25 protein-coding genes and 1 tRNA gene are annotated in these 26,780 nt (G+C 68.6%); 8 read left to right on the plus strand and 18 right to left on the minus strand.

Going from position 1 to position 26,780, the window contains the following annotated elements; translation table 11 throughout:
• Positions 1 to 53 precede the first annotated feature (53 nt).
• Positions 54 to 1,685, plus strand: a complete 1,632-nt coding sequence (gene thiC, locus NN2_RS18555) for a phosphomethylpyrimidine synthase ThiC (RefSeq protein ID WP_030516597.1) — start codon at positions 54 to 56, stop codon at positions 1,683 to 1,685.
• A gap of 112 nt (positions 1,686 to 1,797) precedes the next feature.
• Here thiC and NN2_RS18560 read toward each other — a convergent pair whose 3' ends face one another.
• A complete protein-coding gene (locus NN2_RS18560) occupies positions 1,798 to 2,436 on the minus strand; it encodes a TetR/AcrR family transcriptional regulator C-terminal domain-containing protein (RefSeq protein ID WP_063015238.1) in 639 nt (212 codons plus the stop codon).
• An 88-nt stretch (positions 2,437 to 2,524) separates the two neighbouring features.
• On the opposite strand from NN2_RS18560, the gene NN2_RS18565 reads away from it, so the two are divergent.
• Positions 2,525 to 4,012, plus strand: a complete 1,488-nt coding sequence (locus NN2_RS18565; RefSeq protein WP_082857080.1) for an FAD-dependent monooxygenase — start codon at positions 2,525 to 2,527, stop codon at positions 4,010 to 4,012.
• A gap of 9 nt (positions 4,013 to 4,021) precedes the next feature.
• Here NN2_RS18565 and NN2_RS18570 read toward each other — a convergent pair whose 3' ends face one another.
• Complete coding sequence (locus NN2_RS18570) at positions 4,022 to 4,669, minus strand: TetR/AcrR family transcriptional regulator (protein WP_063015240.1); 648 nt, start codon at positions 4,667 to 4,669, stop codon at positions 4,022 to 4,024.
• Positions 4,670 to 4,755: 86 nt separating this feature from the next.
• Between NN2_RS18570 and NN2_RS18575 the strand changes: the two genes are divergently transcribed.
• Positions 4,756 to 5,889, plus strand: coding sequence for an epoxide hydrolase family protein (locus NN2_RS18575; RefSeq protein WP_063015241.1), 1,134 nt, complete (start codon positions 4,756 to 4,758; stop codon positions 5,887 to 5,889).
• Between the two features lie 45 nt (positions 5,890 to 5,934).
• Here the strand turns inward: NN2_RS18575 and NN2_RS37765 are convergent, their stop codons facing one another.
• Positions 5,935 to 6,072: a hypothetical protein gene (locus NN2_RS37765; protein WP_169812419.1), complete on the minus strand. Its 138-nt coding sequence runs from the start codon at positions 6,070 to 6,072 to the stop codon at positions 5,935 to 5,937.
• A gap of 147 nt (positions 6,073 to 6,219) precedes the next feature.
• Here NN2_RS37765 and thiD point away from each other — a divergent pair, with 147 nt between their 5' ends.
• The 3 genes from thiD (at position 6,220) to NN2_RS18590 (ending at position 10,407) form a co-directional block, all read left to right on the plus strand.
• Entirely contained in the window at positions 6,220 to 7,065 is an 846-nt protein-coding gene (gene thiD / locus NN2_RS18580; protein ID WP_030516602.1) for a bifunctional hydroxymethylpyrimidine kinase/phosphomethylpyrimidine kinase, read from the plus strand.
• 112 nt (positions 7,066 to 7,177) lie between these two features.
• Positions 7,178 to 8,449, plus strand: a complete 1,272-nt coding sequence (locus NN2_RS18585; protein ID WP_245658763.1) for a bifunctional glycosyltransferase family 2/GtrA family protein — start codon at positions 7,178 to 7,180, stop codon at positions 8,447 to 8,449.
• A gap of 20 nt (positions 8,450 to 8,469) precedes the next feature.
• On the plus strand, positions 8,470 to 10,407 hold the full coding sequence (locus NN2_RS18590) for a glycosyltransferase family 39 protein (protein ID WP_174554986.1): 1,938 nt from the start codon (positions 8,470 to 8,472) through the stop codon (positions 10,405 to 10,407).
• A 117-nt stretch (positions 10,408 to 10,524) separates the two neighbouring features.
• Here the strand turns inward: NN2_RS18590 and NN2_RS18595 are convergent.
• From NN2_RS18595 to NN2_RS18630, 9 genes are all read right to left on the minus strand, one after another.
• Positions 10,525 to 10,597: transfer RNA gene (locus NN2_RS18595), tRNA-Glu, on the minus strand.
• An 86-nt stretch (positions 10,598 to 10,683) separates the two neighbouring features.
• Positions 10,684 to 10,821: a hypothetical protein gene (locus tag NN2_RS37770; RefSeq protein WP_167355071.1), complete on the minus strand. Its 138-nt coding sequence runs from the start codon at positions 10,819 to 10,821 to the stop codon at positions 10,684 to 10,686.
• Between the two features lie 84 nt (positions 10,822 to 10,905).
• The gene (locus tag NN2_RS18600) at positions 10,906 to 11,520 is read right to left on the minus strand and encodes a TetR/AcrR family transcriptional regulator (RefSeq protein ID WP_063015243.1); all 615 of its coding nucleotides are present in this window, start codon (positions 11,518 to 11,520) and stop codon (positions 10,906 to 10,908) included.
• Positions 11,521 to 11,527: 7 nt separating this feature from the next.
• Entirely contained in the window at positions 11,528 to 12,316 is a 789-nt protein-coding gene (locus NN2_RS18605) for an enoyl-CoA hydratase family protein (protein WP_063015263.1), read from the minus strand.
• Positions 12,317 to 12,427: 111 nt separating this feature from the next.
• A complete protein-coding gene (locus NN2_RS18610) occupies positions 12,428 to 13,588 on the minus strand; it encodes an acyl-CoA dehydrogenase family protein (protein ID WP_063015244.1) in 1,161 nt (386 codons plus the stop codon).
• A gap of 23 nt (positions 13,589 to 13,611) precedes the next feature.
• On the minus strand, positions 13,612 to 15,633 hold the full coding sequence (locus NN2_RS18615) for an ATP-binding protein (protein WP_063015245.1): 2,022 nt from the start codon (positions 15,631 to 15,633) through the stop codon (positions 13,612 to 13,614).
• 8 nt (positions 15,634 to 15,641) lie between these two features.
• Positions 15,642 to 17,246, minus strand: a complete 1,605-nt coding sequence (locus tag NN2_RS18620) for an acyl-CoA carboxylase subunit beta (RefSeq protein WP_030516609.1) — start codon at positions 17,244 to 17,246, stop codon at positions 15,642 to 15,644.
• Positions 17,243 to 18,394, minus strand: coding sequence for an acyl-CoA dehydrogenase family protein (locus tag NN2_RS18625; RefSeq protein WP_245658760.1), 1,152 nt, complete (start codon positions 18,392 to 18,394; stop codon positions 17,243 to 17,245). Before NN2_RS18625 ends, NN2_RS18620 begins: the two co-directional genes overlap by 4 nt.
• Positions 18,391 to 20,106, minus strand: coding sequence for an acyclic terpene utilization AtuA family protein (locus tag NN2_RS18630; RefSeq protein ID WP_063015247.1), 1,716 nt, complete (start codon positions 20,104 to 20,106; stop codon positions 18,391 to 18,393). Before NN2_RS18630 ends, NN2_RS18625 begins: the two co-directional genes overlap by 4 nt.
• A 269-nt stretch (positions 20,107 to 20,375) precedes the next feature.
• On the opposite strand from NN2_RS18630, the gene NN2_RS37775 reads away from it, so the two are divergent.
• Positions 20,376 to 20,528 (plus strand): CG2302 family histidine operon protein, encoded by a 153-nt coding sequence (locus tag NN2_RS37775; RefSeq protein WP_167332006.1) that lies wholly within the window; start codon positions 20,376 to 20,378, stop codon positions 20,526 to 20,528.
• Positions 20,529 to 20,540: 12 nt separating this feature from the next.
• Here the strand turns inward: NN2_RS37775 and NN2_RS18640 are convergent, their stop codons facing one another.
• The 6 genes from NN2_RS18640 to thiO all read right to left on the minus strand — a co-directional run bounded on the left by NN2_RS18640 (position 20,541) and on the right by thiO (position 25,902).
• Positions 20,541 to 21,305 (minus strand): adenylate/guanylate cyclase domain-containing protein, encoded by a 765-nt coding sequence (locus NN2_RS18640; protein WP_036525326.1) that lies wholly within the window; start codon positions 21,303 to 21,305, stop codon positions 20,541 to 20,543.
• Between the two features lie 631 nt (positions 21,306 to 21,936).
• Positions 21,937 to 22,698, minus strand: coding sequence for an ABC transporter permease (locus NN2_RS18645; RefSeq protein WP_063015249.1), 762 nt, complete (start codon positions 22,696 to 22,698; stop codon positions 21,937 to 21,939).
• Entirely contained in the window at positions 22,698 to 23,663 is a 966-nt protein-coding gene (locus NN2_RS18650; RefSeq protein ID WP_030516614.1) for an ABC transporter ATP-binding protein, read from the minus strand. The genes NN2_RS18645 and NN2_RS18650 overlap by 1 nt, the downstream gene beginning before the upstream one ends.
• 133 nt (positions 23,664 to 23,796) lie before the next feature.
• Entirely contained in the window at positions 23,797 to 24,573 is a 777-nt protein-coding gene (locus NN2_RS18655) for a thiazole synthase (protein WP_063015250.1), read from the minus strand.
• Position 24,574: 1 nt separating this feature from the next.
• Complete coding sequence (gene thiS / locus NN2_RS18660) at positions 24,575 to 24,811, minus strand: sulfur carrier protein ThiS (RefSeq protein ID WP_063015251.1); 237 nt, start codon at positions 24,809 to 24,811, stop codon at positions 24,575 to 24,577.
• The gene (thiO, locus tag NN2_RS18665; RefSeq protein ID WP_063015264.1) at positions 24,808 to 25,902 is read right to left on the minus strand and encodes a glycine oxidase ThiO; all 1,095 of its coding nucleotides are present in this window, start codon (positions 25,900 to 25,902) and stop codon (positions 24,808 to 24,810) included. Before thiO ends, thiS begins: the two co-directional genes overlap by 4 nt.
• Positions 25,903 to 26,049: 147 nt before the next feature.
• On the opposite strand from thiO, the gene thiE reads away from it, so the two are divergent.
• Positions 26,050 to 26,754, plus strand: a complete 705-nt coding sequence (gene thiE, locus NN2_RS18670; RefSeq protein ID WP_063015252.1) for a thiamine phosphate synthase — start codon at positions 26,050 to 26,052, stop codon at positions 26,752 to 26,754.
• Positions 26,755 to 26,780: the final 26 nt, after the last annotated feature.

A 26,780-nucleotide genomic window follows, 5' to 3' on the forward strand; every position in this document is an offset into this window, starting at 1 on the left:
TCGACCGTACGAACCTGACCGGGTAATGCCGGCGTAGGGAGGATTGAGCTCACATGTCGTCGAACCATGTCACCACCGGCCCCATTGCGGGCAGCGCAAAGCACTACGAGCAGATCGACGCCGACGGGACGACGTTGCGCATCCCGGTCCGCCGGATCAACCTGACCAACGGCGAACACTTCGACGTCTACGACACCTCCGGGCCGTACACCGACGATTCGGCGACGATCGACCTGGAGGCCGGACTTCCGAAGCTCCGCGCCGGCTGGACCGAACCGGACGTGCCGGGCCCGCGCACTCAGCTGGCCTGGGCCAGAGCCGGCGCGATCACCGCCGAGATGCGGTATATCGCTGCGCGCGAAGGTGTTTCGCCGGAATTGGTTCGCGACGAGGTGGCCGCCGGCCGGGCCGTGATCCCCGCCAACCACAACCATCCCGAATGCGAGCCGATGATCATCGGCAAGAAGTTCGCGGTGAAGATCAACGCCAACATCGGCAACTCCGCGGTCACCTCCTCGATCGCCGAAGAGGTGGAGAAGATGGTGTGGGCCACCCGCTGGGGCGCCGACACCATCATGGACCTGTCCACCGGTAAGAACATCCACGAGACCCGCGAGTGGATCCTGCGGAATTCGCCGGTACCGGTCGGCACCGTGCCGATCTATCAGGCGCTGGAGAAGGTGAACGGCGATCCGACCGAGCTGACCTGGGAAATCTATCGCGACACCGTGATCGAGCAGGCCGAGCAGGGCGTGGACTACATGACCGTGCACGCCGGGGTGCTGCTGCGGTACGTACCGCTGACCGCCAAGCGCGTCACCGGCATCGTCTCGCGCGGCGGTTCGATCATGGCGGCGTGGTGTCTGGCCCACCACCAGGAATCGTTCCTGTACACGAACTTCGCGGAGCTGTGCGAGATCCTCGCGAAATACGACATCACCTTCTCGCTCGGCGACGGACTGCGGCCCGGTTCCATCGCGGATGCCAACGACGAGGCGCAGTTCGCCGAACTGCGCACCCTCGGCGAGCTGACCAAGATCGCGAAATCCCATGGCGTGCAGGTGATGATCGAGGGCCCGGGCCACGTCCCGATGCACAAGATCGTGGAGAACGTGCGGCTCGAGGAGGAGCTGTGCGAGGAGGCGCCGTTCTACACCCTGGGCCCGCTCGCCACCGACATCGCACCGGCCTACGACCACATCACCTCGGCGATCGGCGCGGCGATCATCGCCCAGGCCGGCACCGCGATGCTCTGCTACGTCACCCCGAAGGAACATCTGGGGCTGCCCAACCGCGACGATGTGAAGACCGGCGTGATCACCTACAAGATCGCCGCGCATTCCGCCGATCTCGCCAAGGGGCATCCGCGGGCGCAGGAACGCGACGACGCATTGTCCAAGGCGCGCTTCGAATTCCGCTGGCACGACCAGTTCGCGCTCTCGCTGGACCCCGACACCGCGCGGGAGTACCACGACGAAACGCTGCCCGCCGAACCCGCCAAGACCGCTCACTTCTGCTCGATGTGCGGCCCGAAGTTCTGCTCGATGCGGATCTCCGCCGATGTGCGCGAGTACGCGGAGAAGCAGGGACTCACCGACGTGGAGGCGATCGAGGCCGGTATGGCCGAGAAGTCGGCCGAATTCGCCGAGGCCGGTGGAAAGGTCTATCTGCCGGTCGTGTCCTGACAGCGAAAGCTGTTGTGCCGTAACGGTCCGGCCGTTACGCTGCGCGCGCCGACGCCCGCTCGCCGCCAGGGCGTGCGTCGGCGCCGCAGATGTGCCGCACGCCCGCGACTCATCACTCGATGTTCGCGAGCGTCCGGATTCCGGTGAGGATCACGCGGACGCCGTGCTCGAATTCGTCGTTCGGATCGATCGAGGACAGCGTGGTGACCAGGTGGGCCGTACGCGGATAGCGATCGGGGTCCACCGCCCGGTCGAGGTGGGCGTAGGGATTGTCGGCACCGTAGTCCGCGCCCGTACGCGCCTGCTCCTCGATCACGAAGCCGACCGTGTAATGCAGGACGATCGGGAAGACCCACCCGGCCTGATCGGCGGAGAAGCCCGCGTCCTCCAGTGTGCGTAGCGTCAATTCCATTGTGCGCCACATCGATTCGTCGCTGACGTAGGTACCGGCGAGCAGTCTGCCGCCATCGCGGTGGCGCAGCATCGAACGCCGCAGCCGCCCGGCCAGTTCGGCGATCCAGTCCTGCCAGCTCTCGCCCCGGCGCGGCCCCTCCACGCGGTCGACCGCGGCGGTGAAGACCGCGCGCGCCATCACATCGAGCAGTTCCTGCTTGTTCTTGACATGCCAGTACAGCGCCGGCGCCTGCACGTTCAGCGCCGACGCCACCTTGCGCATGGTCAGCCCGTCGAGCCCGGTCTCGTCCAGCAGCTCCAGCGCGGCCGCGCCGATGACGTTGGCGTCGAGTTTCATCGCACCTCCCAGTCGATTGCTTGACAGCTTAACAACGTTCTGGTCTCCTTAACGACGTTAAGGCTTTAACAACGTTAAGGAGCGGGTCGTGCACACAACCGAGGTGGTCGTCGCAGGTGGCGGGCCTACCGGCCTGATGCTGGCGTACGAATTGCGGCTGGCCGGGGTCGAAGTGGAACTGCTGGACGCGCTGCCGGCCCGCACCGGCGAATCCCGGGCCGGAGGTATTCACGCGCGCACCATGGAGATCCTCGACCAGCGCGGCCTGCTCGATGAGCTGCTGCGTCAGGGACGCACTCTGCCGCGGGGGCATTTCGGCGGACTTCCGCTCGACTTCAGCGACTTCCACACCCGCTTCCCGTACACGCTCGCGGTGTTGCAGTCGGTGATCGAGCGCGAGTTGGACCGTCACGCGACGGCGGCCGGCGCGCCCGTTCAGTGGGATTCGCCGGTCACGGGATTTCGTCAGGACGATTCCGGGGTGGAGGTCGAGGTCGGCGGGGCCCACCCCCGCCGGATCCGCGCCGCTTACCTGGTCGGCTGCGACGGCGGGCGCAGTGCGGTGCGCAAGCTCGCGGGCATCGGCTTCGACGGTACCGACGCGACGGTGACGGGAATGATCGCCGATGTCGAACTCGCCGCTCCCCCTGCCGAGTTGTTCTTCGGCGCCCGGGGCGCTACCGGCGACTATTCCGTGATCCAGTTCGAGCCAGGGTGGTACCGGCTGATCGCCCAGTGCCACGACCGGGTGCGCGAGCGGGGCAGCGAGTTGACCTTCGACGAATTTCGCGGCGCATTCACCGAACTCGCCGGCACCGATTTCGGTATGCACAGCCCGCGGTGGGTCACCCACTACAGCGATGCCGCCCGGCAGGCCGATCGCTACCGCGTCGGCCGGGTGTTCCTGGCCGGCGATGCCGCGCACATCCATTTCCCGGCCGGTGGCCAAGGCCAGAATCTGGGTCTGCAGGATGCGGCCAACCTGGGCTGGAAGCTGGCCGCCGTCCTGCGCGGCAATGCCTCCGACGCGCTGCTGGACACCTACGAGTCCGAACGCCGGCCGATCGCCGCACGGGTACTGCAGAACACACGCGCCCAGACGGCGCTGTCACGACCTGGCGCACACGTGGACGCGTTGCGCGACAGCATGTCCGACCTCCTCGCGATCGACGAGGTCCGTCATCGCCTCGGACTCATGATCACCGCGCTCGACATCCGCTACGACTGCGATGACCACCATCCGCTGTGCGGCCGGCGTGTTCCGGATTCCGACATCGTGACTGCCGACGGCCCGGCCCGCGTCCATGAACTGCTGCGCCCGGGGCGGCCGATCGTGTTGGTGCGCAACGCAGCCGAGGTGCCCGATATCAGCGACTGGAAGGATCGGGTGGACATCGTGTGCGCACAGGATCGGGGCGCCGAATGGACCGTTCCGGGCCTCGGGCCCGTTCCGGCACCCACGCATACCCTCATCCGCCCGGACGGCTATATCGCCTGGGCCGCAGTCGATTCCAGCACCGAGGGGTTGGACGCGGCGCTCACCACCTGGGTCGGCGCGAATACCGCAGTGCGGTGAATTCGACGGCTACTTCCGGGGCTGCCAGCGCGCGGTGAAATCCTCGGGTTGCGGTGCGGGGCCGGGGAGTTCGCCCGGGGTGCGCAGACCGTCGAGCAGCAGGGCGAGCATGCGATGACGCAGTTGCGTGGTCCGGGTGGGATCGGGGAGGACGATCGCCGCGCACGCCTCCAGCACCAGGCTCAGGTCGGCGACCGTCACCCCGTCGCGCACGGCGCCGGAAACCGTTGCCCGGCGCAGTATCTCCTCGTTCAATGCTGCCGAGCGCCGCACCTGAGGGGCGAAGGATTCGTCCGGCGTGAAGGTCCCGGCCAGTCGCACGGTCAGCGAATGCACATCGGCGTCGACCACCCGGCGCAGGAATTCCGCCAGCACGTCCGCATCCGCCGGCAACTCCAGCGCGGCCGCACCCTCGGCGTTGTAACGGCACAGCCCCTGGTAGCAGAGCGTGCGCAGCAGCGCCTCCTTACTCGGATAGCGGCGATACAGCGCGCTGATCCCCACCCCGGCCCGTTCGGCGACGGCCGAGATCGGCGCGGTCGCATCGGCGAGGAAGACCGCGCGGGCGGCGTCGAGGATGATCCCGTCGTTGCGCGCGGCCTGCGCCTTGCGGCCGGGAAGCGCCTGGTGAGCTGGGGCGTCGGCTGATTTCGGCATGATCGCAGCGTAGCACTTGAAACGGAATGATCCGTTCTGATACGGTCTGAACAGAACGAAACATTCCGTTCCAGAGGGAGACGATCATGACCATCCGCCCGTTCCACATCGACATCCCGCAGGACCGCCTCGACGACCTCGCCGATCGGCTGCGCCGGGCGCTGTGGCCGAACGAACTGCCCGGTGTCGGTGACGCCTACGGTGTGCCGGGCGATCGGGTGCGCGCGCTCGCCGAGTACTGGCTGAACGAATTCGACTGGCGCGCAACGGAAGCCCGGCTGAACGCGTATCCCCAGTTCCGCGCGGAGATCGACGGCGAGGACATCCACTTCCTGCATGTCCGCTCGTCGCGGCCGGATGCCCTGCCGGTGATCCTCACCCACGGCTGGCCCGGTTCGGTACTGGAGTACCTGGACGTGATCGAGGCGCTCACCGAACCGGAATCGCCCGACCATCCGGCCTTCCACGTGGTCGTGCCGTCGCTGCCGGGTTTCGGCTTCTCCGGCCCGACCCGCAGCACCGGCTGGGACACCCAGCGCACCGCCCGGGCCTGGGTGGAGCTGATGGATCGGCTCGGCTACCAGCGCTTCGGCGCGATCGGCAACGACGGCGGGTCGATGATCTCCCCGGAGATCGGCCGGCTGGCCGGTGATCGCGTGGTGGGGGTCCACGTGACGCAGTTGTTCTCCTTCCCCTCCGGCGATCCGGCGGAATTCGAGGGCTTGTCCGAAGAGGACCTGGGGGCGCTGGCGCACCTGCAGTGGTTCCATGACAACAAGATGGCGTTCAACATCCTGTGCAGCCAGCAACCGCAGACACTGGCCTACGCGCTCAGCGACTCCCCGCTGGGGCTCTTGGGCTGGAACGCACAGCTTTTCGGTGAAAGCCTCGATCCGGAATTCGTGATCGCCAATATCGCGCTGTACTGGCTCACCGGCACCGCGGCCTCCTCGATCCGGTTCTACTACGAGAACGCCCACGCCACCGCGCATCCGGACGGGCCGACCACCACCCCCACCGCGCTGGCCATGTTCGCCGGCGATTTCCGCTCGATCCGCCGCTTCGCCGAGCGCGACCACAAGAACATCGTGAGCTGGAATTCCTACGACGTGGGATCGGTGACCGGCGGACCCAACGACGCGGCCGGACACTACGCCGCGCACGAGGCACCGGAGGTGCTGGTCGGCGACATCCGGACGTTCTTCGCCCGGGTCCGGTGAATCCCCGCGGCTGAGCAGTCGTACCGACTGCTCAGCCGGGGCGCCCTACCGCTGCTTCTTCCCCGCGACCGTCGTCTCGACACCCGATGAGGTGACGCCCTTGGCCTTCTTCTCCGCTCGCTTCTCCTTCAGCGACTTGCCGGACTTCTTGGACATGGTGCTGCGCGGAGATTTATCGGACATGAGGGTCCTTCGTTTGGCAGGATCCGAATGATCCTGTTGGCTCGACCGTACGCGCCCGGACTCTCGCATCGGCGTAATGCGCCATCAGCACGGCCGCGTGGATGACCACGCTGCGGCCGCGTGCCGGCGCGTCGTAGGGTCTGTCTCGTGAAACTGCTGCCGTTGCCGGAACCGGGTGCTACGCCGGTCCGGGTGCTGACGATCGCCGGAACCGACTCCGGGGGCGGGGCCGGAATTCAGGCCGATTCGCGGACCATGGCGCTGCTGGGGGTGCACGCCTGCGTGGCGGTGGCCGCGGTGACGGTGCAGAACTCGGTGGGGGTCAGCGGCTTCCACGAGATCCCACCGCAGACCGTCGCCGATCAGGTGCGGGTGGTGACGGGCGATATCGGGGTCGCGGCCGCCAAGACCGGCATGCTGGCCTCGACCGCCATCATCGAGGCGGTGGCGCAGGTCTGCGACGAGGTCGGTATCGGACGCGACGGCACGGTGCCGCTGGTGGTCGATCCGGTGGCGGCCTCGATGCACGGCGACCCACTGCTGCATGCGGAAGCCCTGGACGCACTGCGCTCGGTTCTCATTCCGCGCGCCACGCTGGTGACCCCGAATCTGGACGAGGTGCGGCTGCTCACCGGCATCGCCGTCACCGACGACCGCACCGCCCGCAAGGCCGCCGAGGCGCTGATCGCACTCGGCCCGCGCTGGGCCGTCGTCAAGGGCGGCCACCTGCGCTCCTCCGAATTCAGCACCGATCTGCTGTTCGACGGCGAGCGCTTCCACGAGCTCACCGCGCCCCGCATCACGACCGGTAACGATCACGGCGGCGGCGACACCCTGGCCGCCGCCTCCGCCTGCGCACTGGCACACGGCTACCGGGTGCCGGAGGCGGTGGCCTTCGCCAAGGAGTGGACCACGCGCTGCCTGAAGGACGCCTACGACCTCGGCGCCGGCCACGGTCCGGTGTCGCCGCTGTGGCGGCTGCGCGAGAACTGAATTCGCTCCACGACCAGGCCGGACGAACCAGCGCGCTCCCAGGAAGCTCACAGGTCGGACGCAGCGCTGCCCAAGGCTGATCCCCGAGATTGGGATCATGACCGAGACAGCGATGGCGTTCCAGGCGGCCACCACCCCCGACTCGACGCGCACACCGGTGCTCGAGGTCGTGATCCCGGTGTACAACGAGGAGCGCGATCTCGCCGGTTGTGTCCGCCGGCTGCACGCCTTCCTGCGTGACGGATTTCCGTTCTCGACCCGAATCACGGTGGCGGACAACGCCTCCACCGATTCCACGCTCGCCGTGGCGCGCGCACTCGCCGAGGAGCTGCCCGAGGTCGAGGTCGTCCACCTCGACCGCAAGGGCCGCGGGCGCGCGCTGCGTGCGGTATGGGAGGCCTCGAAGGCACAGGTCGTCGCATATATGGACGTCGACCTGTCCACCGACCTCAACGCCCTGCTGCCGCTGGTGGCCCCGCTGGTCTCCGGACATTCCGATCTGGCGATCGGCACCCGGCTGGCCAAATCCTCGCGGGTGGTGCGCGGCCCCAAACGTGAGATCATCTCCCGCTGCTACAACCTGATTCTGCGAGCCTCGCTGCAGGCCCGGTTCTCCGACGCCCAGTGCGGATTCAAGGCGATGCGCACCGATGTGGCGCGCCGGATCCTGCCGCTGGTCGAGGACGGGGAATGGTTCTTCGACACCGAACTGCTGGTGATCGCCGAACGCGCCGGGCTGCGCATCCACGAGGTGCCGGTGGACTGGATCGACGATCCGGACAGCCGCGTGGACATCGTCGACACCGCCCGCAAGGATCTGCTCGGCGTGTGGCGGGTGGGCCGCGGCCTGGCCACCGGCGCGCTGCCGATCAACGAGCTGCGCGCCGCCATCGGGCGGGAACCGCTGGTGGACGGGGTGCCGCTGGGCATGGTCGGGCAGCTGGTGCGCTTCGGCATCATCGGTGTGCTCTCCACCCTGGCCTACATGCTCCTGTACGTGATGTTGCAGGCCGTGGTAGGCGCCCAGCCCGCGAACTTCGCCGCCCTGCTGATCACCGCGGTCGCCAACACCGCGGCGAACCGCGCCTTCACCTTCGGCGTGCGCGGCTCGGGCAATGCGGTCTCCCATCACTTCCAGGGCCTGCTGATCTTCACCTTCGCCTGGGTGCTGACCAGTGGTTCGCTGTTCGCCCTGCACCGGTGGGCGCCGGACGCGTCCGTGCACGTGGAACTGCTGGTACTGGTGGTCGCGAACCTGGTGGCGACGCTGACCCGATTCGTGGGACTGCGCTGGGTTTTCCGCAACGCGGTCGCCGGCAGCGCCGTCGAGGACATCGCCGTCGAGGACATCGCGACGGCACAGGCCTCGACGGAACCGCGGTGACCACCACCCTCATCCGGCCGATGTCCCCGGACGCGTCGGCCGCCCCGCCGTCGCCGGCTACGGACCGGCCACGGTGGGAGCGGCCGGCGCTGACCGCGCTCCTGCTCACGACAGCCGTCGCCTACCTGTGCAACCTGAGTGCCAACGGGTGGGCGAATTCCTTCTATGCGGCTGCGGCACAAGCGGGTTCGGTGTCGTGGAAGGCGTTCCTCTTCGGTTCCTCGGATACCGCGAACGCGATCACCGTGGACAAGACCCCGGCCGCCCTGTGGCCGATGGATCTGGCGGTGCGGGCGTTCGGGCTGTCCAGTTGGACCCTGCTGGTGCCGCAGGTGCTGATGGGCGTGGGCGCGGTCGCGATGCTGTGGGCGACGGTGCGCCGGCCGTTCGGGCCGGTGGCCGGTCTGCTCGCGGGCGCGGTGCTCGCCGTGACACCGGTGGCGGCGCTGATGTTCCGGTTCGACAATCCGGATGCGCTGCTGGTCCTGCTGATGGTGGCGGCATGCTGGGCCATGACGCGCGGGCTCGAGGACGGGCGGCTGCGATGGCTGGTGCTGTGCGGCGCCATCATCGGATTCGGCTTCCTGGCAAAGCAATTGCAGGTGCTGCTGGTGGTCCCCGCCCTCGCGATCACCTACCTGATCGCCGGCCCGCCACGTCTGGGCAAGCGGATCGCGCATCTGGGCGCCGCGGCGGCGGCCATGGTCGCCGCCGCCGGCTGGTGGATTCTGCTCGCCGAGCTGTGGCCGGCCGATTCCCGGCCGTATTTCGGTGGTTCCCAACACAATTCGGCGCTGGAGCTGACCTTCGGATACAACGGCCTGGGCCGGCTCGACGGCGACGAGGTCGGCAGCCTCGGCTCACACGGCGGCGGATTCTGGGGCGAGAGCGGGATGACCCGGCTGTTCCAGCCCGCCCAGGGCGGTCAGATCGCCTGGCTGCTTCCGGCCGCGCTGATCCTGCTCGGCGCGGCGATCGTTCTGCGCGGCAGAGCATCCCGAACCGACCACCAGCGCGCCGCGCTCGTGATGTGGGGCGGCTGGCTGGTGGTGACCGCCCTGGTGTTCAGCTTCATGCGGGGCATCTTCCACCAGTACTACACGGTGGCGCTGGCCCCGGCGATCGCGGCACTCGTCGGTGCGGGGACGACGCTGCTGTCGCGGCGCCGGGAACGGCCGTGGGTCCGAGCGGTCGCCGCGGTGACGATGGCGACGACGACCGCCACCGCGTGGATGTTGTTGTCGCGCAACCTCGAATTCGTACCGTGGCTGCGATGGCTGGTGCTGGTCGGCGGGATCGCGGTCACCGTCGCGCTGCTGTCGCCGGCGCCGCGGCGGATCGCTGCCGCGCTGGCGATCGCCGCGGGCCTGGTCGGCGCCGCGGGTCCGCTCGCCTATACCGTCGACACCCTCGCAACCGCGCATACCGGGCCGATTCCCAGTGCCGGGCCCCGGATGCCGATGCACGTTCGTGCGGGTACGCGGATGCCGTGGGGGCAGAACTCCGGCGCCGAGGGTTTCGGACCGGGTACGCACGGTGGCCGGGCTGGCGGTCCCGCCGCGGGCCCCCGGGGACGCGACAACCCCGGCGGCAACGCGATGCAGGTCAGCACACCGAGCGAGAAGTTGACCGCCCTGCTGGACCGCGACGGCGAGGCCTACGAATGGGTCGCGGCCACGGTGAGCTCGAACCGGGCGGCCGGATACCAGCTCGCCACCGAACTGCCGGTCATGGCGATCGGCGGATTCAACGGCAGCGATCCCGCCCCGACCCTGGACCAGTTCCGCGACCACGTGGCGGCGCTGGATATCCACTACTTCGTCGCCGGTGCGGATCGCGGGCCGGGCGACGATGCGGCGGATTCGACGGCGGCGCGGATCACCGCCTGGGTGCGGCACCATTTCACCGCACAGAACGTGGACGGGGTGACGATCTACGACCTGACCGTGCCGCGATGAGCGAGCCGACCCGCGAACGACATGTGCTCCCGGAAACGACATGTGCTCCCGGAAACGACATGTGCTCCCGGAAACGACAATGCCCGCCCTCGAAAGAGGGCGGGCATCGCGTTGTTGTAGCCCCGACGGGATTTGAACCCGCGCTACCGCCTTGAGAGGGCGGCGTCCTAGGCCGCTAGACGACGGGGCCGAGAACTTCGCTCCGGGAACCGGAGCCCGGTCAGCTTATCGGTCCCGGGCGGCGGCACCAAATCCGGTGTTCACATACCGTCGATCTCAGAACGGCTTGCCCTGGATGAGCCCGAAGATTCCGGCGATGAAGAACAACGGGATGAACAGCGCGGTCGCCACCGGGTCGCCGTTGAGATATCCCTGCCGAATACCTTCCAGAGCTGCCGCAGAACCCGAATCCATGATCGATTCCCCTCGCTCGATATCCGATGAATTTGTCCGGCTACGGTAGCGTGGCGCGGCGCTGTTCCCACCGGCGGGCATGGGTCAGTGCGGGGTGTGCAACCCCATGTGCAGGGTCGCCGCCCATTGATGCACGATCTGTTTGCGCCGGACCGAGTCGTCGGTCAGAACGTCGGCCAGGCCGAGGCCGCGTGCCATGTCGAGGGTGGCCTGCACGAGGTGGTGGGCGACCGGGTCGGAATCGTCGACGCCGAGGGCCTCGACGGCCAGGCGATGCGAGATGCGGCCGAAGTGGGCCTCCAGGGGCACGATGCGTTCGCGCAACACCGGATCCGCCGCGGCGTGGGTCCACACCTGCAGCGCCGCCTTGAACAGCGGAGTCGTATAGGACTCGACCAGCTGCGCCACCACGGCCTCGGTGCGGCCGACGCCCTGCGCCACCTCGGTCACGACCGCCGCCTCGGCCTTGGACTGCGCCATCCGGGTGTCGAACATGTACTCGAGGGCGGCGGTGATCAAATCCTCCCGGGTGGGGAAATGATGTTGGGCCGCCCCGCGCGAGACCCCGGCCCGTTCGGCGACCACCGCGACAGTGGCCGCCGCCCAGCCCATTTCGGCCAGACAGTCGATGGTCGCCTCGAGCAATCGCTGACGGGTGGCCCGGCTGCGGTCCTGCTTGGGTTCGTGCGATGCGGTCATGATCGGTTCATTCTGCCCAGCTGGGTGGGCGACGCTGGAAGAAGGCCGTCATCCCCTCGATCACCTCGGGTGTGCCGAAGAAACTGCCGGAACGTTTGGCCAGCTCATCGGCGGTGCGATCGAATTCCGCGACGATGGACGCATTCACCAGCCGCTTACTTTCGGCCAACCCCTGCGGGGACCCCTTGCGCAGTTCGCCGCACAGGCGGGCCACCTCGGCAGCGGCATCGGCGGCCGCGACGGTGATCAATCCGATCCGCTCGGCCTCGGCCGCGTCGAAGGTCTCTCCGGTCTGGTAGTAGCGGGCGGCGGCCCGGGAGGTCAGCCGCGGCAGCAGTGTGAGCGAGATCATGAACGGCGCCAGGCCCAGCCGCGCCTCGGTGAGCGCGAAACTGCTCGACGGTCCGGCGACGGCGATATCGCAGGCGCCGACGATGCCCATCCCACCCGCACGCACATTGCCGTCGACCTGCGCGACCACCGGTTTGTGCAGTTCGACGATGCCGCGCAGCACGTCGATCATCCATCCGGTGCGGATATCGGCGGCCGCGGCCGGATCGGCGTCGAGCGCCTCCTTGAGATCCGCGCCGGCGCAGAACGTATTGCCGGTGTGGGTGAGGATCACCCCGCGGGCCCGCTCGTCGGCGCCGGCCTTGCGCAGTCCGTCGAGCAGCTCCCGAACCAGCTTCGAGGACAACGCATTCCGATTGTGCGGTGAATCCAGCGTGAGCACCGCGAAGCCGTCGCGCACCTCGTATCGCACGAAAGGCGTTCCGGTGCCGCCGGTTTCGGTGATCTCGGTGCCGGTTTCGGTGCCGGGGGTTTCGCTCACGTGCATTCCTCCTCGTCCGGTTCGGGTGGGTGTGCTCGGCCGGGCCGCGCAGGGGCGGCCCGGCCGGGTCACCGCTCAGTACGACTTCGGCAGACCCAGCGAATGCTGGGAGACGAAGTTCAGGATCATTTCCCGGCTCACCGGTGCCACCCGCGCGATCCGGGCCGCGCCGAGCATGCCCGCGAGACCGATATCCGCGGTCAGGCCCGAACCACCGTGCGTCTGGATGGACTGATCCAGGGCCTTGATACTCGCCTCCGCCGCGGCGTATTTCGCCATGTTGGCGGCCTCCGCGGCACCGAAGTCGTCGCCGGAATCGTAGAGGACCACGGCCTTCTGCATCATCAGCTTGGCCAGTTCGAGTTCGATCTTCACTTGGGCCAGCGGATGCGAAATGCCCTGGTGCGCCGCGATCGGCGTCTTCCAGACCTGCCGCTCCCGGGCGTATTCGACGGCTCGGTCGATGGCGTAGCGGCCCATGCCGACCGCCATCGCCGCACCCATGATGCGCTCGGGATTCAGACCGGCGAACAGCTGCGCGATGGCGGCGTCCTCCTGGCCCACCAGCGCGCTGCCGGGCAGCCGCACATCGTCGAGGAACAATGTGAACTGGTTGTCTGGCTCGATGATGTCCATCTCCTGGCGGTTCTTCTGGAAGCCGGGAGTATCGGTCGGGACGATGAACAGGGCCGGCTTCAACTTGCCGGTCTTGGAATCCTCGGTGCGCGAGACGATCAGCACCGCCTCGGCCTGATCCACACCGGAGATGAAGATCTTGCGGCCGTTCAGGATCCAGTCACCGCCGTCGCGCCGCGCGGTGGTGGTGATGTTGTGCGAGTTGGAGCCGGCATCGGGTTCGGTGATGCCGAACACCATCTTCGACGAGCCGTCGGCCAGCTTGGTCAGCCAGTACTGCTTCTGCTCCTCGGTGCCGTACTTGGTGATGATGGTGCCGCAGATCGCGGGCGAGACCACCATCAGCAGCAGGCCGGCGCCCTGGGCGGCCAGTTCCTCCATCACCAGCGCCAGCTCGTAGATTCCGGCGCCACCGCCGCCGTACTCCTCCGGCAGGTTCACGCCGAGGAAGCCGAGTTTGCCGGCCTCGTCCCACAATTCGTCCAGTGGTTCGTTGCGGCGCGCCTTCGCGGAGACGTAGTCGCGGTAGTTGTACTTCGCGGCGAGCTTGGCGACGGCCGCCCGCAACTGCTTCTGTTCGTCGGATTCGATGAAACTCATGGAAATTCTCCTGTTGTGGGCGGCTATCCGGCGGTGACTTCGGCCGGTGCGGAGGTGGTTTCGGCGTGGACGACCGCCAGCACGGCGCCGACGTCGACCTGTTGTCCGGCAACCACATTCAGTTCGGTGAGCACACCGGCCGCCGGGGCGGCGATGGTGTGTTCCATCTTCATGGCCTCGAGCCAGAGAATCGGCTGTCCCTTCTCGACGGCGGCGCCGACCTCGGCACCCAGCCGGATCACCGAACCCGGCATCGGCGCCAGCAACGACCCCTCGGCGACCTGGTCGGCCGGGTCCGAGAAGCGCGGGAGCCGGCGAACCGCGACCGGGCCGAGCGGCGAATCGACGGCCACCAGGTCGCCGTAGCGAGCGACCTCGAACCGCCGCCGCACCGAGCCACGCTCGCCGGGCACACCCAGGACCACCACATCCGGTGTGGCCTCGATCAGTTCGAGTCCCGCATGGCCCTCGACCTCGAGCCCGGAGCGGGTCAGGCGGTAGCGCACCTCGTGTGTCCCCGACACCCGGCTCTCGTAGGACTTGCTCTGCGCCTGCGAGGGCAGATTGCGCCATCCGCTCGGCAGCGCCGCGCCGACGCGCGCTCGCCCCCGGTTGGCGGCCGCATCCGCCAGCGCCGCCGCGACGATGGACAGCGCCTCGTCGTCCGCCGAAACCAGCGGCGCGGCGAGATTTTCCAGTCCGTGCGTGGCGAAGAACGCGGTATCGGTATCACCGGCGAGGAAGGCCGGATGCCGCAGTACCCGGACCAGCAGGTCGCGGTTGGTGACCAGACCGTGAATGCGGGCCCGCTGCAACGCGGCCGCCAGCAGATGCGCCGCTTCCTCGCGGGTGTCGGCATAGGAGATGACCTTGGCCAGCATCGGGTCGTAGAACACCCCGACCGCCGAACCGTCCACCACACCGGAGTCCAGCCGCAGACCCGGCTCGGTCAGGACGGCGAATTCGGCTGTGCCCGGCGCGAATTCGATGCGATGCACCGCACCGCTCTGCGGCTGCCAATCGTGCGCCGGATCCTCCGCGTACAGCCGCACCTCGATGGAGTGGCCGCGCAGGGGCGGCGGGTCCTGCGGCAGCCGGTAGCCCTGCGCCACCTGCAGCTGCAGCCGGACCAGATCCAGGCCGGTGGTGCATTCGGTGACCGGATGTTCCACCTGCAGGCGGGTGTTCATCTCCAGGAAGAAGAAATCGCCCTGCTCGTCGGCGAGGAATTCGACCGTGCCCGCACCCTCGTAGCCGATCGCCTCGGCGGCGAGGCGAGCCGCCTCGAACAACCGCTCCCGCATCCCCTCGACCCGCTCCACCAGCGGCGACGGCGCTTCCTCGACGACCTTCTGATGCCGCCGCTGAATGGAACATTCGCGCTCGCCCACCGCCCAGACCCGGCCGTGGGTGTCGGCCATCACCTGCACCTCGATATGGCGGCCGGTTTCCAGGTAGCGCTCGCAGAACACCGTCGGATCGCCGAAGGCCGATTCGGCCTCGCGCCGGGCGGCCTCGAGCTGTTCCGGCAGGTCGGTCAGCGAGCGGACCACACGCATACCGCGCCCGCCACCTCCGGCCGACGCCTTGATCAGCACGGGCAGCATGTCCGCGGTGACCTCGGCCGGATCGAGTTCGGCCAGTACCGGAACGCCCGCGGCATCCATCATCTTCTTGGATTCGACCTTCGAACCCATCTGCTCGATGGCCGCGACCGGCGGCCCCACCCATGCCAGGCCGGCATCGATCACCTGCCGCGCGAATTCCGCGTTCTCGGAGAGGAAGCCGTAGCCGGGATGGATCGCGTCGGCGCCCGCGGCACGGGCGGCCTCGATGATCAGATCGCCGCGCAGATAGGTCTCGGCGGGGGTGTTGCCGGGCAGCCGGATCGCCGCATCGGCCTCGGCCACATGCGGTGCGTTCGCATCCGCGTCGGAATACACCGCGGTCGTGGCGACGCCCATGCGCCGGCAGGTCGCGAACACCCGACGGGCGATCTCCCCGCGGTTGGCGACCAGGACGTTCGTGATCGGCCCTACTGTCATCTCAGACCTCACATCCGGAAGACGCCGAAGCCCTCGGCGCCCTTGATCGGGGCATTGTGGATGGCCGACAACGCCATTCCCAATACCGTGCGGGTGTCGCGGGGGTCGATGACACCGTCGTCGTAGAGCCGGCCCGACATGAACATCGGCAGCGATTCGGCCTCGATCTGGGCCTCGATCATCGCGCGCATGCCCTTGTCGGCCTCCTCGTCGAATGCCTGGCCGCGTGCTTCGGCGGCGGCCCGGCCCACGATGGAGATCACGCCCGCCAGCTGCGCACCGCCCATGACGGCGGATTTCGCACTGGGCCAGGCGAAGACGAAGCGCGGATCGTAGGCGCGCCCGCACATGCCGTAGTGCCCGGCACCGTAGGAGGCGCCCATCAGCAGCGAGATATGCGGCACCTTCGAATTGGAGACGGCGTTGATCATCATCGCGCCGTGTTTGATGATGCCCTTCTGCTCGTATTCCTTACCCACCATGTAGCCGGTGGTGTTGTGCAGGAACAGCAGTGGGGTGTTCGACTGATTCGCCAGCTGGATGAACTGCGCGGCCTTCTGCGCCTCCTCGGAGAACAGCACGCCGCGGGCGTTGGCGAGAATGCCGACCGGATAGCCGTGCAGCTCCGCCCAGCCGGTCACCAGGCTGGAACCGTAGAGCGGTTTGAATTCGTCGAAATCGGATCCGTCCACCACCCGGGCGATGACCTCGCGCGGGTCGAACGGAATCTTCAGGTCCGTGGGCACGATGCCGAGCAGTTCCTCGGAATCGTAGAGCGGTTCGATCACCTCGGCGCGCGGGCGCGGGGCGGGTCCGGTCTTGCGCCAGTTCAGCCGTCGCACGATGGAACGGCCGATCCGGATGGCGTCCTGTTCGTCGGCGGCGAGATAGTCGGCCAGACCCGAGGTGCGGGCGTGCATCTCGGCTCCGCCGAGCGATTCGTCGTCGGACTCCTCACCGGTCGCCATCTTGACCAGCGGTGGACCGCCGAGGAACACCTTGGAGCGTTCCTTGATCATGACGGTGTAGTCGGACATGCCGGGAATGTAGGCGCCGCCGGCGGTGGAGTTGCCGAAAACCAGTGCGATGGTGGGGATTCCGGCCGCGGAGAGCCGGGTGAGGTCGCGGAACATGCGACCGCCCGGGACGAAGACCTCTTTCTGCGTCGGCAGATCGGCGCCGCCGGATTCCACCAGGCCGATCACCGGAAGCCGGTTCTCCAGCGCGATGTCGTTCATGCGCAGGTTCTTCCGCAGCGTCCACGGATTCGACGTGCCGCCGCGCACGGTCGGATCCGGGGCCACGATCATGCATTCGACGCCCTCCACGATGCCGATTCCGGCGATCACCGAGGCGCCCACATGGAATTCGCTGCCCCAGGCGGCCAGCGGCGCCAGTTCCAGGAACGGCGAATCTTCGTCGATGAGCAGTTCGATGCGCTCGCGCGCGGTGAGCTTGCCGCGCTTGCGGTGGCGCGCCATCTTGTCCGGGCCACCGCCCGCGATGTTCTTGGCGTATTCGGCCTCGACCTCGGCCAATTTCTCGGTCATGGCGTCGGCGGCGGCGCGGTAGTCCGCCGAATTCGGGTCGATGGCTGTACGGAGAGTGCTCAAGATTGGTACCCCAATCGCTTGGCCGCGAGGCTGGTCAGGATTTCGTTGGTGCCGCCGCCGATGCCGAGGATGCGCACATCGCGGTAGTGGCGCTCCACCTCGGATTCGCGCATGTATCCCAGGCCGCCGAACAACTGAACCGCTTGGTGGGCAACCCATTCCGCGGTCTCCACCGCGGTGTTCTTGGCGAAGCACACCTCGGCGATCAGATCGGTTTCCCCGTCCGCCGCGCGTTCGGCCACGTGCCGGGTGTAGACGCGGGCGACGTCGATGCGGCGCGCCATCTCCGACAGCGTGTTCTGCACGGCCTGCCGGCTGATGAGCGGGCGGCCGAAGGTCTCGCGGTCGCGGCACCACCGCAGGGTCAGATCCAGGCAGCGCTGCGCATGCCCGTAGGCCTGCACCGCCAGCCCCACCCGCTCGCTGACGAAAGCCTGTGCGATCTGGGCGAATCCGGAGTTCTCCGCGCCCACCAGATTCGACACCGGCACACGCACGTCGACATAGGACAGTTCGGCGGTATCGGAGGCCAGCCAGCCCATCTTCTCCAGTTTGCGGCTGACGGTGAAGCCGGGCCGGTCCTTCTCCACCAGCAGCAGCGAGACACCGGAGGCGCCGGGCCCGCCCGTGCGCACGGCCGTCACGACGTAGTCGGCGCGCACGCCGGAGGTGATGAAGGTCTTCGACCCGTTGACCACGTACTCGTCGCCGTCGCGCACCGCGCTGGTGGTGAGGTGGCCGACGTCGGAACCGCCACCGGGTTCGGTGATGGCCAGTGAGCCGATCTTCTCCCCCGCCAGGGTGGGCTTCACCCAGCGTCCGATCAGTTCGGCGTTGCCGGACGCGGCCATGTGCGGCACCGCGATACCGCAGGTGAACAGGGACGCGAACAGTCCGCCCGAGCAGCCGGCGTAGTGCATCTCCTCGGCCACGATCGCGGCGTCGATGCCGTCGCCGCCCGCGCCGCCGACCGCCTCCGGAAACTGGATCCCGAGCAGTCCGAGCGCGCCCGCCTTCTTGTGCAGTTCGCGGGGGATCTCGCCGGCCCGCTCCCACTCGTCCAGGAAGGGCAGCACCTCGCGCTCGGCGAAACCTCGTACGGTAGCGCGTAATTCACGCCGCTCGGGCGTCTCCCAGACACTGGTCACGGTAGTAACTCCACAGGTATGTCGAGGTGGCGGGACCGCAGCCATTCGCCGAGGCCCTTGGCTTGCGGATCGAATCGGGCCTGGTAGGCGACGCCGAGGCCGAGCAGGTCCTCGACGATGAAGTTCACCGCTCGCAGATTCGGCAGGACGTGCCGGGTGACGGTGAGCTTCGCGGTCTCCGGCAGCAGCGCCCGCAGTGTGTCGACGGTGAGGGTGTGCACCAGCCAGCGCCACTGGTCGTCGGTGCGTACCCAGACCCCGATATTGGCGTTTCCGCCCTTGTCACCGCTGCGGGCGAGAGCGATGGAACCCAGTGGGACCCGGCGGGTTTCACCGGGCGGCAGGGGCTGCGGCAGCTCGGGTTCGGCCACCTCGTCCAGTTCCCGGGTCTGCGCGGGCGGGGCGATCGCCACGCGCGAGCCGTCGGGAAGGACCGCGGTGTGCGCGACCTCGCCCGCGTCGACATAGCCCGCGGTGTAGACGCCGTAGGGCGCACCGTTTCCGGGCGGTGTGGTCATCGTGAAGCCGGGATAGCTGGCCAGTGCCAATTCGACTGCGACGCTGGAGAACGCGCGTCCCACCTTGTTCGGGTCGGGATCGCGGACCACGCAGCGCAGCAGCGCGCTGGCTTGTTCCTCGGTCTCGGCGTCGGGACGGTCCAGCCGCGACAGCGACCAGTCGAGTTCGGCCGGGCGCACCGGCAGCCAGCTTTCCAACTGCCGTTGCGCCAGTGCGGCTTTGGCCTCGATGTCGAGTCCGGTCAGCACGAAGGTCATCTCGTTGCGGAAGCCGCCCAGGGTGTTCAGCGAGACCTTCAGCCGCGGCGGCGGCGCCTCACCGGTCACGCCGCCGATCAGCACGCGGTCGTCACCGTCGGCGGCGAGCCGGATGCTGTCGAGGCGGGCGGTGACGTCGGGTCCGGCGTAGCGCGCGCTCTGGATCTCGTACATCAGCTGCGCTTCGACGGTGTCGACGGTGACCGCGCCACCGGTGTTCGCGTGTTTGGTGATGACGCTACTGCCGTCGCGGCGTACCTCGGCGATCGGGAAGCCGGGCCGGTCGAGATTCTCGATCTCGGTGAAGAACGCGAAGTTGCCGCCGGTGGCCTGGGTGCCGCATTCGATGACGTGTCCGGCGACCACCGCACCGGCGAGGGCGTCGAAATCGTCTCGGGCCCAGCCGAAGTGGGCGGCCGCCGGTCCGACGACCACGGAGGCGTCGGTGACCCGGCCGGTGACGACGATATCGGCCCCGGCGTTCAGCGCCTCGGCGATACCCCACGCGCCGAGGTAGGCGTTGGCGGTGAGCGGTGCGCCCAAGCCCAGTTCCTGGGCGCGCGGCAACAAGTCGTCACCTTCGACGTAGGCGATCTTCGGGGTGAGGCCGAGCTTGCCGGCCACCTCGGCGACCCGCTGCGCCGATCCGGCCGGATTGAGTCCGCCCGCGTTCGCGACGATGCGCACGCCGCGTTCGAGAGCCAGGCCCATGCAGTCCTCGAGTTGCCGCACGAAGGTCTTGGCATAGCCGAGTGCCGGATCCTTCATCCGGTCGCGGCCGAGGATCAGCATGGTCAGTTCGGCGAGATAGTCACCGGTGAGCACGTCGAGTTGCCCACCCTCGAGCATCTCGCGCATCGCGCTCAACCGGTCGCCGTAGAAGCCGGAACAGTTGCCGATCCGGAGGACCTCCGGGTCGGCGCCGAGACTCGTCATCTGCGCGGCGCCTCCTCATGCGACGTGCCTGCCGCAGCGCCTTCGCTGCGTCGGGTTCAAGGGTCACATCGGGTATGGAAAAAATCAAGCCTGCGTGCTTGTTAATTGTGGAAACCGCAGGTAGACACGGTGCGGCGCCGCGCGACCGGTCCGAACGTGGCCCGATCGGGTACACCGCGAACCGGACCGCCGGCTCGCCCGGCGGCTACCGCGAACCGGCGGAACCGGCCGGTGTCCGAGGTCCGCGAGCCGCCGGGCAAGATGGCAGGGTGTCCAATTCCGTGATCGTCGTACTCCTGCTGGCCGTGGCCGGATTCCTGGTCGGCGGCGCCTTCACCATGTGGAAGAACTCTCGGGTGCTGTCGGTGATGCTGGGCGTCTGCGCGGTCCTCGCGGTCGTCGGCGTGGTCACCTGGTGGTAGACCGCCCGGCGTCTAGTCTCCGGCGAGCCGGAAGATGCGCATCCCCTCCGGAACGCCGTTGAGCGGTGCGGCGAACATGCTGCGCCGATAGGGCTTGGCCGCGACCTCGAGTTCCTCGAGTGTGCTCGGCTCCAGCGCTTCGAGCGTGGTCTCCGAGATCATCGTGTTTCCGTTGCCGCCGGCTTCCATCACTCGCGCGGCGATGGTGACGTCCACGCCCAGCCAGTCGCCGCCGATCTCGCGCGGCGTCCCGGTGTGCAGGCCCGCCCGCATGCGCGGCCGATATCCCGCCACCTCGACCCGATCCAGATTCTTCTTCGCGGTCAGCACCGCCCGCACGGCACTGTCGGGGGAGGCGAAGACCGCCATCACCCCGTCGCCCATGCGCTTGACGACCTGACCGCCCCGATCGACGATCGGCGGTTCGATGGCCCTCGCCACCCGCCGCAACAGCTCCAGCGTCGCCTCGTCACCGGCCGACAGCGACCAACGGGAGAACGCCACGAGGTCGGTGAAGACCACCGTGATCTCCGCATTGCCCTTACCGCGGCCGACACGCTCCAGCATCGCCTGCCAGACCTGCAGCGCGCCCAGACCCAGCTCCTTGGCCGCGCTGGGATTGTCACCCACGATCTTGTCGGCCGCGCGAGCCACCGCCCGCGCGCCGCCGGGGCCGGACAGCGACAGCGGGTCGCCGAATGCGGGATCGCCGGGCAGGCTCTCACGCGCCTTGCGAATCACGCCGATGACGTCGGCCCGCTGATTGGCCGCGGCCATCAACGAGGACAGCTGACCGGTTCGACGCCGGCCGAACGACCGCAGCCGAGATTCCGCCTCGTCGGCCGGTGTGAGCGGAATCACGATCTCGACATCCGAGTCGTCGTCGAATTCGACACCGGCCTCGGGCGCGTCGACCGGCAGCACAGTGTCGCCATCGGAACCCAGCCCCCTTTTGCCCCGCCGACCGGCGGTGCCGTTGCGACGCGAACCATCCGTGCGGTTTCGCGCATCTCCGGGACGGACTGCGCGGGACGCGTTTTCGCCGTCGCCGGAAGGTCTTTCGCTCACATCCCGAGCGTAGCCAATGATCGCCACCTGCCACCTCTCTATCGGACGGAGCGGGCACAGCGCTGGGTCCGCCGATGGATAACGTGCTGGTTGCCCGGCCGATGTTACCCATCGGCTCTTCCACACGGAAGGTCCGGCGGCGCTGTTTAACGAAGGCTTTGCACACAGCACACCGGCCCGATGCACAGCGCGAAACGGCTGCACATCGGGCCGGTGATCGTCACATTCGCCGGGCAGTGGCGGCTGTGACCGGGATAGCAGTCCCCCGACAGGACCGCCCTCCCGTTCCCGGGCTTCGCGAGGGTGAACGCCCGGGAGCGGGCAGGTATGAGGTTGTGGATCAGGCGTCGCGACGATCGACCACGATCAGCGCGGCACCGAAGACGACCAGCACGAAGACGACGAAGTAGACCAGTCCGCCCCACGGCCCCCAGTGCCAGTGCGCCGCGGAGGAGGTGTCCTCGCCGAGGAACCGGTTGATGTTGGCGAAGGGCAGGAACGGCTGCACGGTGCGGCCGAAGCTGCCGAAACTACCCAGCAGCGTCTCGATCAGCAAGGGCCACAACACGATCAGCGAGATCGCCGCGGCCGACTGCCGCACCAGCGCGCCGATGCCGACCGACAGGACCACCGCCAGGAAGGCATAGATCGCCAGTCCGTAGAGCGCGCGCCAATCGGCGTCCGAGCTCAGACTCATCCGCCGCCCCGCATCGCCGGCCAGCGGTTTCGCGATGAGATAGGCCAGCAGGCCCAGCACGAAGGTCAGCACCGCCGCGTAGGCCCCGGTCAGCAGGGCCTTGGTCGTGAGGACCAGCGATCGGTTCGGGGTCGCCTGGAACGTGGTCCGGATGATGCCGAAACGGTATTCACTGGTCACGGTGAGGGCGGCCATGATCATCAGGACCATGACGCCGAATCCGGAGACACCGACCGTAGCGCCGGCGGTGGTCAGCGTGGTTTCGTTCTCGTGGCCCATACTCGCCCGCGATACGGCCGCGAACAGAGCGGCCATGCCCAGGCCCAGCGCCACGACGATCGCCGAACACCACCACGGCGACCGGGTCGAGGTGAGTTTGATCCGCTCCGCGGTGACGACACCCATCAGAGCGCACCTCCCATCGCCTGCTCGATGCCCTCACCGTGGTACTGCACCGCACCTCCGGTCATTCGCATGAACGCCTCCTCGAGCGAAGCCTGTTGCGGCGCAAGCTCATACAGGGTGATGCTGTTCGCGCCCGCCAATTTGCCGATGGCGTCGCTGGTTTCCCCGACCACCACCAGGGCGGGGGCGGTGTCGATCGCCCCTTCCCGGTCGGCCGCACTGCCGTCCTCGCGCACGGTCATCCCGTTCGAGGTGAGCAGGCTGCGCAGCTCGTCCAGCTGCGGACTGCGCACCCGCACGGTCGATTCCGACGACTTCGCGATGAAATCCTTGGTGTCGGTGTCGGCGATCAGCCTGCCGCGCCCGATCACGACCAGATGGTCGGCGGTCTGCGCCATTTCCGACAGCAGATGGCTCGACACCAGCACGGTGCGCCCCTCGGCGGCCAGCCGCTGCATGAACCGCCGAATCCACAGAATGCCCTCGGGGTCCAAGCCGTTGACCGGTTCGTCGAACAGCAGTACCGGCGGATCGCCGAGCAGCGCCCCGGCCAGGCCGAGCCGCTGCGACATGCCGAGCGAGAAGCCACCGGCCTTCTTGTTGGCGACCTCGGTCAGGCCCACCAGCCGCAGCACCTCTTCGACCCGGCCGGCCGGAATGTCGTTGGTGGCGGCCATCCAGCGCAGATGCGAGCGAGCCGACCGGTTCGGATGGACCCACTTGGCATCCAGCAGGGCACCGACCGTGCGCAACGGATGATCCAGCTCGCGGTAGCGCTTGCCCTGGATGAACGCCGTCCCGGCGGTGGGCTGATCCAGGCCGAGGATCATCCGCATGGTGGTCGACTTACCGGCGCCGTTCGGGCCGAGGAACCCGGTCACCTTGCCGGGGGTGACGGTGAACGACAGGTTCTCGACGGCAACGGTCGCACCGAAGCGCTTGGTAAGACCTCTGCATTCGATCATGGGCACAGTCTTCCCGAGAAAACGGCACGCGACCATCGCTCACAGGTCGCGAGTCCGGTCATCCTCGAGGATGAGGGGTACCCCTAGGGTCCCGGTGGGCTCACCCAGCCGCGACCTGGGGACATCCCCGTGGTCACACCGCGGGTGAGGACGCCTGGGCCCAGAACCGCTTGGGGATACGCCCGGCGTGGCGCGCCAGATGACCGGCCTGCACCGCGGCGGCCATCGCCCTCGCCATCCGAGCCGGATGCCGGGCCCGGGTGACGGCGGTCGCGAGCAATACCGCCGAACAGCCGAGTTCCATCGCCAGCGCCGCGTCACTCGCCGTGCCGATTCCCGCGTCCAGCACGACCGGAACCCCGGCGGCCTCGACGATCATCTCGATATTGTGCGGATTGCCGATACCGAGGCCGGTGCCGATCGGCGAACCGAGCGGCATGACCGCGGCGCAGCCGGCATCCTCCAGGCGTCGCGCGAGCACCGGATCGTCGGTGGTGTAGGGCAGCACCACGAAGCCGTCGTCGACCAATTGCTCTGCGGCCGAGACCAATTCGATGGCGTCGGGCAGCAGCGTGCGTTCGTCGGCGATGACCTCGAGTTTCACCCAGTGGGTCTCCAGCGCCTCGCGCGCCAGCTGTGCGGTGAGCACCGCCTCGGCCGCGGTACGGCAGCCGGCGGTATTGGGCAGCGGGGCGATGTCGAGGCGTTTGAGCAGGTCGAGCACGCCCGTTCCGCCCGCGGCGTCGATGCGGCGCATGGCGACCGTGGTCAATTCGGTGCCGGAGGCAACCAGCGCCTCCTCGAGCACCGCCAGATTCTCCGCACCGCCGGTTCCCATGATCAGCCGGGAGCCGAATTCCCGATCCGCGATCCGCAGTGGCTCGGCCGGTAGCGGTTCGGTACCCGACATGTCAGCCACCCTGCACCGCCGTCAGGACCTCGATCTCCCAGCCGCGGCCGACCGGCTCGTCCCACCGCGACTTCGGGAACAGCGCACCGTCGACCGCCAGGGCGACGCCGCGGCACGGCAGTTCGAGCCGCTCGAGCAGTTCCCGGACGGTGAGCGGCTCCGCGAAGGCGTGTTCGGTGCCGTTCACCGTGACGCCGATGGGGATCGATGTGGACGCGGAACTCGGTTGCGCGGTCACTGGTTACCTCCTGATGATGATGCGGGAGTAGCGGTTTCGGCGGCAGCGAAGCGGTGCGGATCGGCGGCCTTCGCCTCGGCGAGGACGTCTCCGGCCAGCAGCGCCGCCACCGCGTCGACGGTGATCGGTACGCCGAGGATGCCGTTGCGGCCGTGGCCGGTGGCGGCGATCACCCGATCCGAGAGCCATCCGATCAGCGGCAGGTTGTCGGGCGTACCGGGACGTCCGCCCGCGGCGGCCTCCGCCAGTTCGTATTCGCCGAGGGCCGGCCACACGGACTCCGCGTCGGCGATCAGATCGCGGACCCCCGCGACGGTCACGGTGGTGTCGAATCCGGCCTCGTACTGGGTGGCGCCGACCACCAGGCCGTCGGCGCGCGGGACCAGATAGACCGGCCGGCCGTGCACCCGCGCGCGGATCACCGAGGACGGCGGCGGCGGGGTGCCCGGACGCCGGCGCAGCCGCAGGATCTCGCCCTTGACCGGCCGCACCGGCAGATCCCACAGCCGGGCGCTGGCCGAACCCGCGGCCAGCACGATCCGGTCGTGGTCGAGTTCGTCCACCGCCGCCACCGACACGGGCTCGATGTGCACACCGGCCTGTGCACAACCCCGGCGGAGGGCGTCGAGGAGCAGGCGGTTGTCCACCGCCGGTTCGTCCACCGCGAGCAGGCCGGCCCGGACGGTGCGCGACAGACCGGCCTCGGTCGCGCGGACCCCGGCCCGGTCGAGCACGCGCATCGGATATCCGTGGGTGCCGCAGAAGTCGGCGATCGTGCGCAGGTCGGCGGCATCGGCCGCGTCCAGCGCGAGGGTGAGGGTCTGTCCGGCCACGAAGACGTCGACCCCGGTGGCCTCGCGCAGCCGCGCGCCGAATTCCGGCCACCGCCGCAGCGAAGCCGCACCGAATTCGAGCAGATCGTCCTCGCCGGGCCAGCCCTCCGAGAGCGGGGCGAGCATGCCGCCCGCGACCCAGGACGCGCCGGACCCCACGCCGGGATCGAGAATCGTCACCGACCAGCCCTGTTCGGCGGCCCGCCAGGCCACCGCCAGACCGATCACACCCCCACCCACGACGGCCAGACTTCGCATCACTCCACCTCGCTCGGGTCCCGGACTCGCACGCACCGCGCCGTGCACGGCCGACACCGGGAAATCGGCGTTCCCGCGCGGCCGCCATCGCTGCGGGAATGCCCTCTTGTTTCGCCTCTCCACGGTAGCGCGGCTACGGTCGAAGCCGTGCAACCGTCCCAACCGCTACGCCCGATGGCACCGCGCGAACGCCTGGCCTCGGCCCGGCTCTACCTGTGCACCGACGCCCGGCGCGATACCGGTGATCTGGCCGCGTTCGCCGAGGCGGCGCTCTCCGGCGGCGTCGACATCATCCAGCTGCGTGACAAGGGTTCGGCCGGCGAGGCGAAGTTCGGGCCGCTCGAGGCCGGTGCCGAACTCGGTGCGCTGGCCGAACTGAAGGCCGCCGCCCGCCGCCACGGCGCGCTGGTCGCCGTCAACGATCGCGCCGATATCGCGCTGGCCGCCGGCGCCGACGTGCTGCATCTGGGCCAGGGCGACCTGCCGCCCTGGTACGCCCGCCGGATCGTCGGGCCCGATGTGGTGATCGGCCGGTCCACCCACAATCGCAATCAGGCCGGACTCGCGGTCGTCGACGAGCACATCGACTACTTCTGCACCGGGCCGGTGTGGAACACACCGACCAAACCGGGCCGCACCGCGGCGGGTATCGAGCTGGTGCGGTCGACCGCGGAGTCGCATCCGACCCGGCCGTGGTTCGCGATCGGCGGTATCGATCGCGACCGCCTGCCGGAGGTGCTCGCGGCCGGCGCCGACCGGGTGGTCGTGGTGCGTGCCATCACCGCGGCGCGCGATCCTCAGGCCGCCGCCCGCGAACTCAAACAGCGGCTGCTGGAGAACGCGGCGAACTGATCCACAGCCGTACACATGGGGAGGAC

The sequence above is a fragment of the Nocardia nova NBRC 15556 genome (assembly GCF_001613005.1).
Lineage (GTDB): Bacteria > Actinomycetota > Actinomycetes > Mycobacteriales > Mycobacteriaceae > Nocardia > Nocardia nova.

Bases quoted from the DNA above. Each gene is read 5' to 3' on its own strand.
- NN2_RS18645 (WP_063015249.1), bottom strand. From the start codon at position 22,698: ATGGGTGTCGTCACCGCGGAGCGGATCAAACTCACCTCGACCCGGTCG.
- NN2_RS18590 (WP_174554986.1), top strand. From the start codon at position 8,470: ATGTCCCCGGACGCGTCGGCCGCCCCGCCGTCGCCGGCTACGGACCGG.
- NN2_RS18575 (WP_063015241.1), top strand. From the start codon at position 4,756: ATGACCATCCGCCCGTTCCACATCGACATCCCGCAGGACCGCCTCGAC.
- NN2_RS18655 (WP_063015250.1), bottom strand. From the start codon at position 24,573: ATGTCGGGTACCGAACCGCTACCGGCCGAGCCACTGCGGATCGCGGAT.
- NN2_RS18640 (WP_036525326.1), bottom strand. From the start codon at position 21,305: ATGGCCGCGGCCAATCAGCGGGCCGACGTCATCGGCGTGATTCGCAAG.
- NN2_RS18615 (WP_063015245.1), bottom strand. From the start codon at position 15,633: ATGACAGTAGGGCCGATCACGAACGTCCTGGTCGCCAACCGCGGGGAG.
- NN2_RS37765 (WP_169812419.1), bottom strand. From the start codon at position 6,072: ATGTCCGATAAATCTCCGCGCAGCACCATGTCCAAGAAGTCCGGCAAG.
- NN2_RS18560 (WP_063015238.1), bottom strand. From the start codon at position 2,436: ATGAAACTCGACGCCAACGTCATCGGCGCGGCCGCGCTGGAGCTGCTG.
- NN2_RS18650 (WP_030516614.1), bottom strand. From the start codon at position 23,663: ATGATCGAATGCAGAGGTCTTACCAAGCGCTTCGGTGCGACCGTTGCC.
- NN2_RS18570 (WP_063015240.1), bottom strand. From the start codon at position 4,669: ATGCCGAAATCAGCCGACGCCCCAGCTCACCAGGCGCTTCCCGGCCGC.
- NN2_RS18610 (WP_063015244.1), bottom strand. From the start codon at position 13,588: ATGAGTTTCATCGAATCCGACGAACAGAAGCAGTTGCGGGCGGCCGTC.
- NN2_RS18600 (WP_063015243.1), bottom strand. From the start codon at position 11,520: ATGACCGCATCGCACGAACCCAAGCAGGACCGCAGCCGGGCCACCCGT.
- NN2_RS18630 (WP_063015247.1), bottom strand. From the start codon at position 20,106: ATGACGAGTCTCGGCGCCGACCCGGAGGTCCTCCGGATCGGCAACTGT.
- thiC (WP_030516597.1), top strand. From the start codon at position 54: ATGTCGTCGAACCATGTCACCACCGGCCCCATTGCGGGCAGCGCAAAG.
- thiO (WP_063015264.1), bottom strand. From the start codon at position 25,902: ATGCGAAGTCTGGCCGTCGTGGGTGGGGGTGTGATCGGTCTGGCGGTG.
- NN2_RS18585 (WP_245658763.1), top strand. From the start codon at position 7,178: ATGGCGTTCCAGGCGGCCACCACCCCCGACTCGACGCGCACACCGGTG.
- NN2_RS37770 (WP_167355071.1), bottom strand. From the start codon at position 10,821: ATGGATTCGGGTTCTGCGGCAGCTCTGGAAGGTATTCGGCAGGGATAT.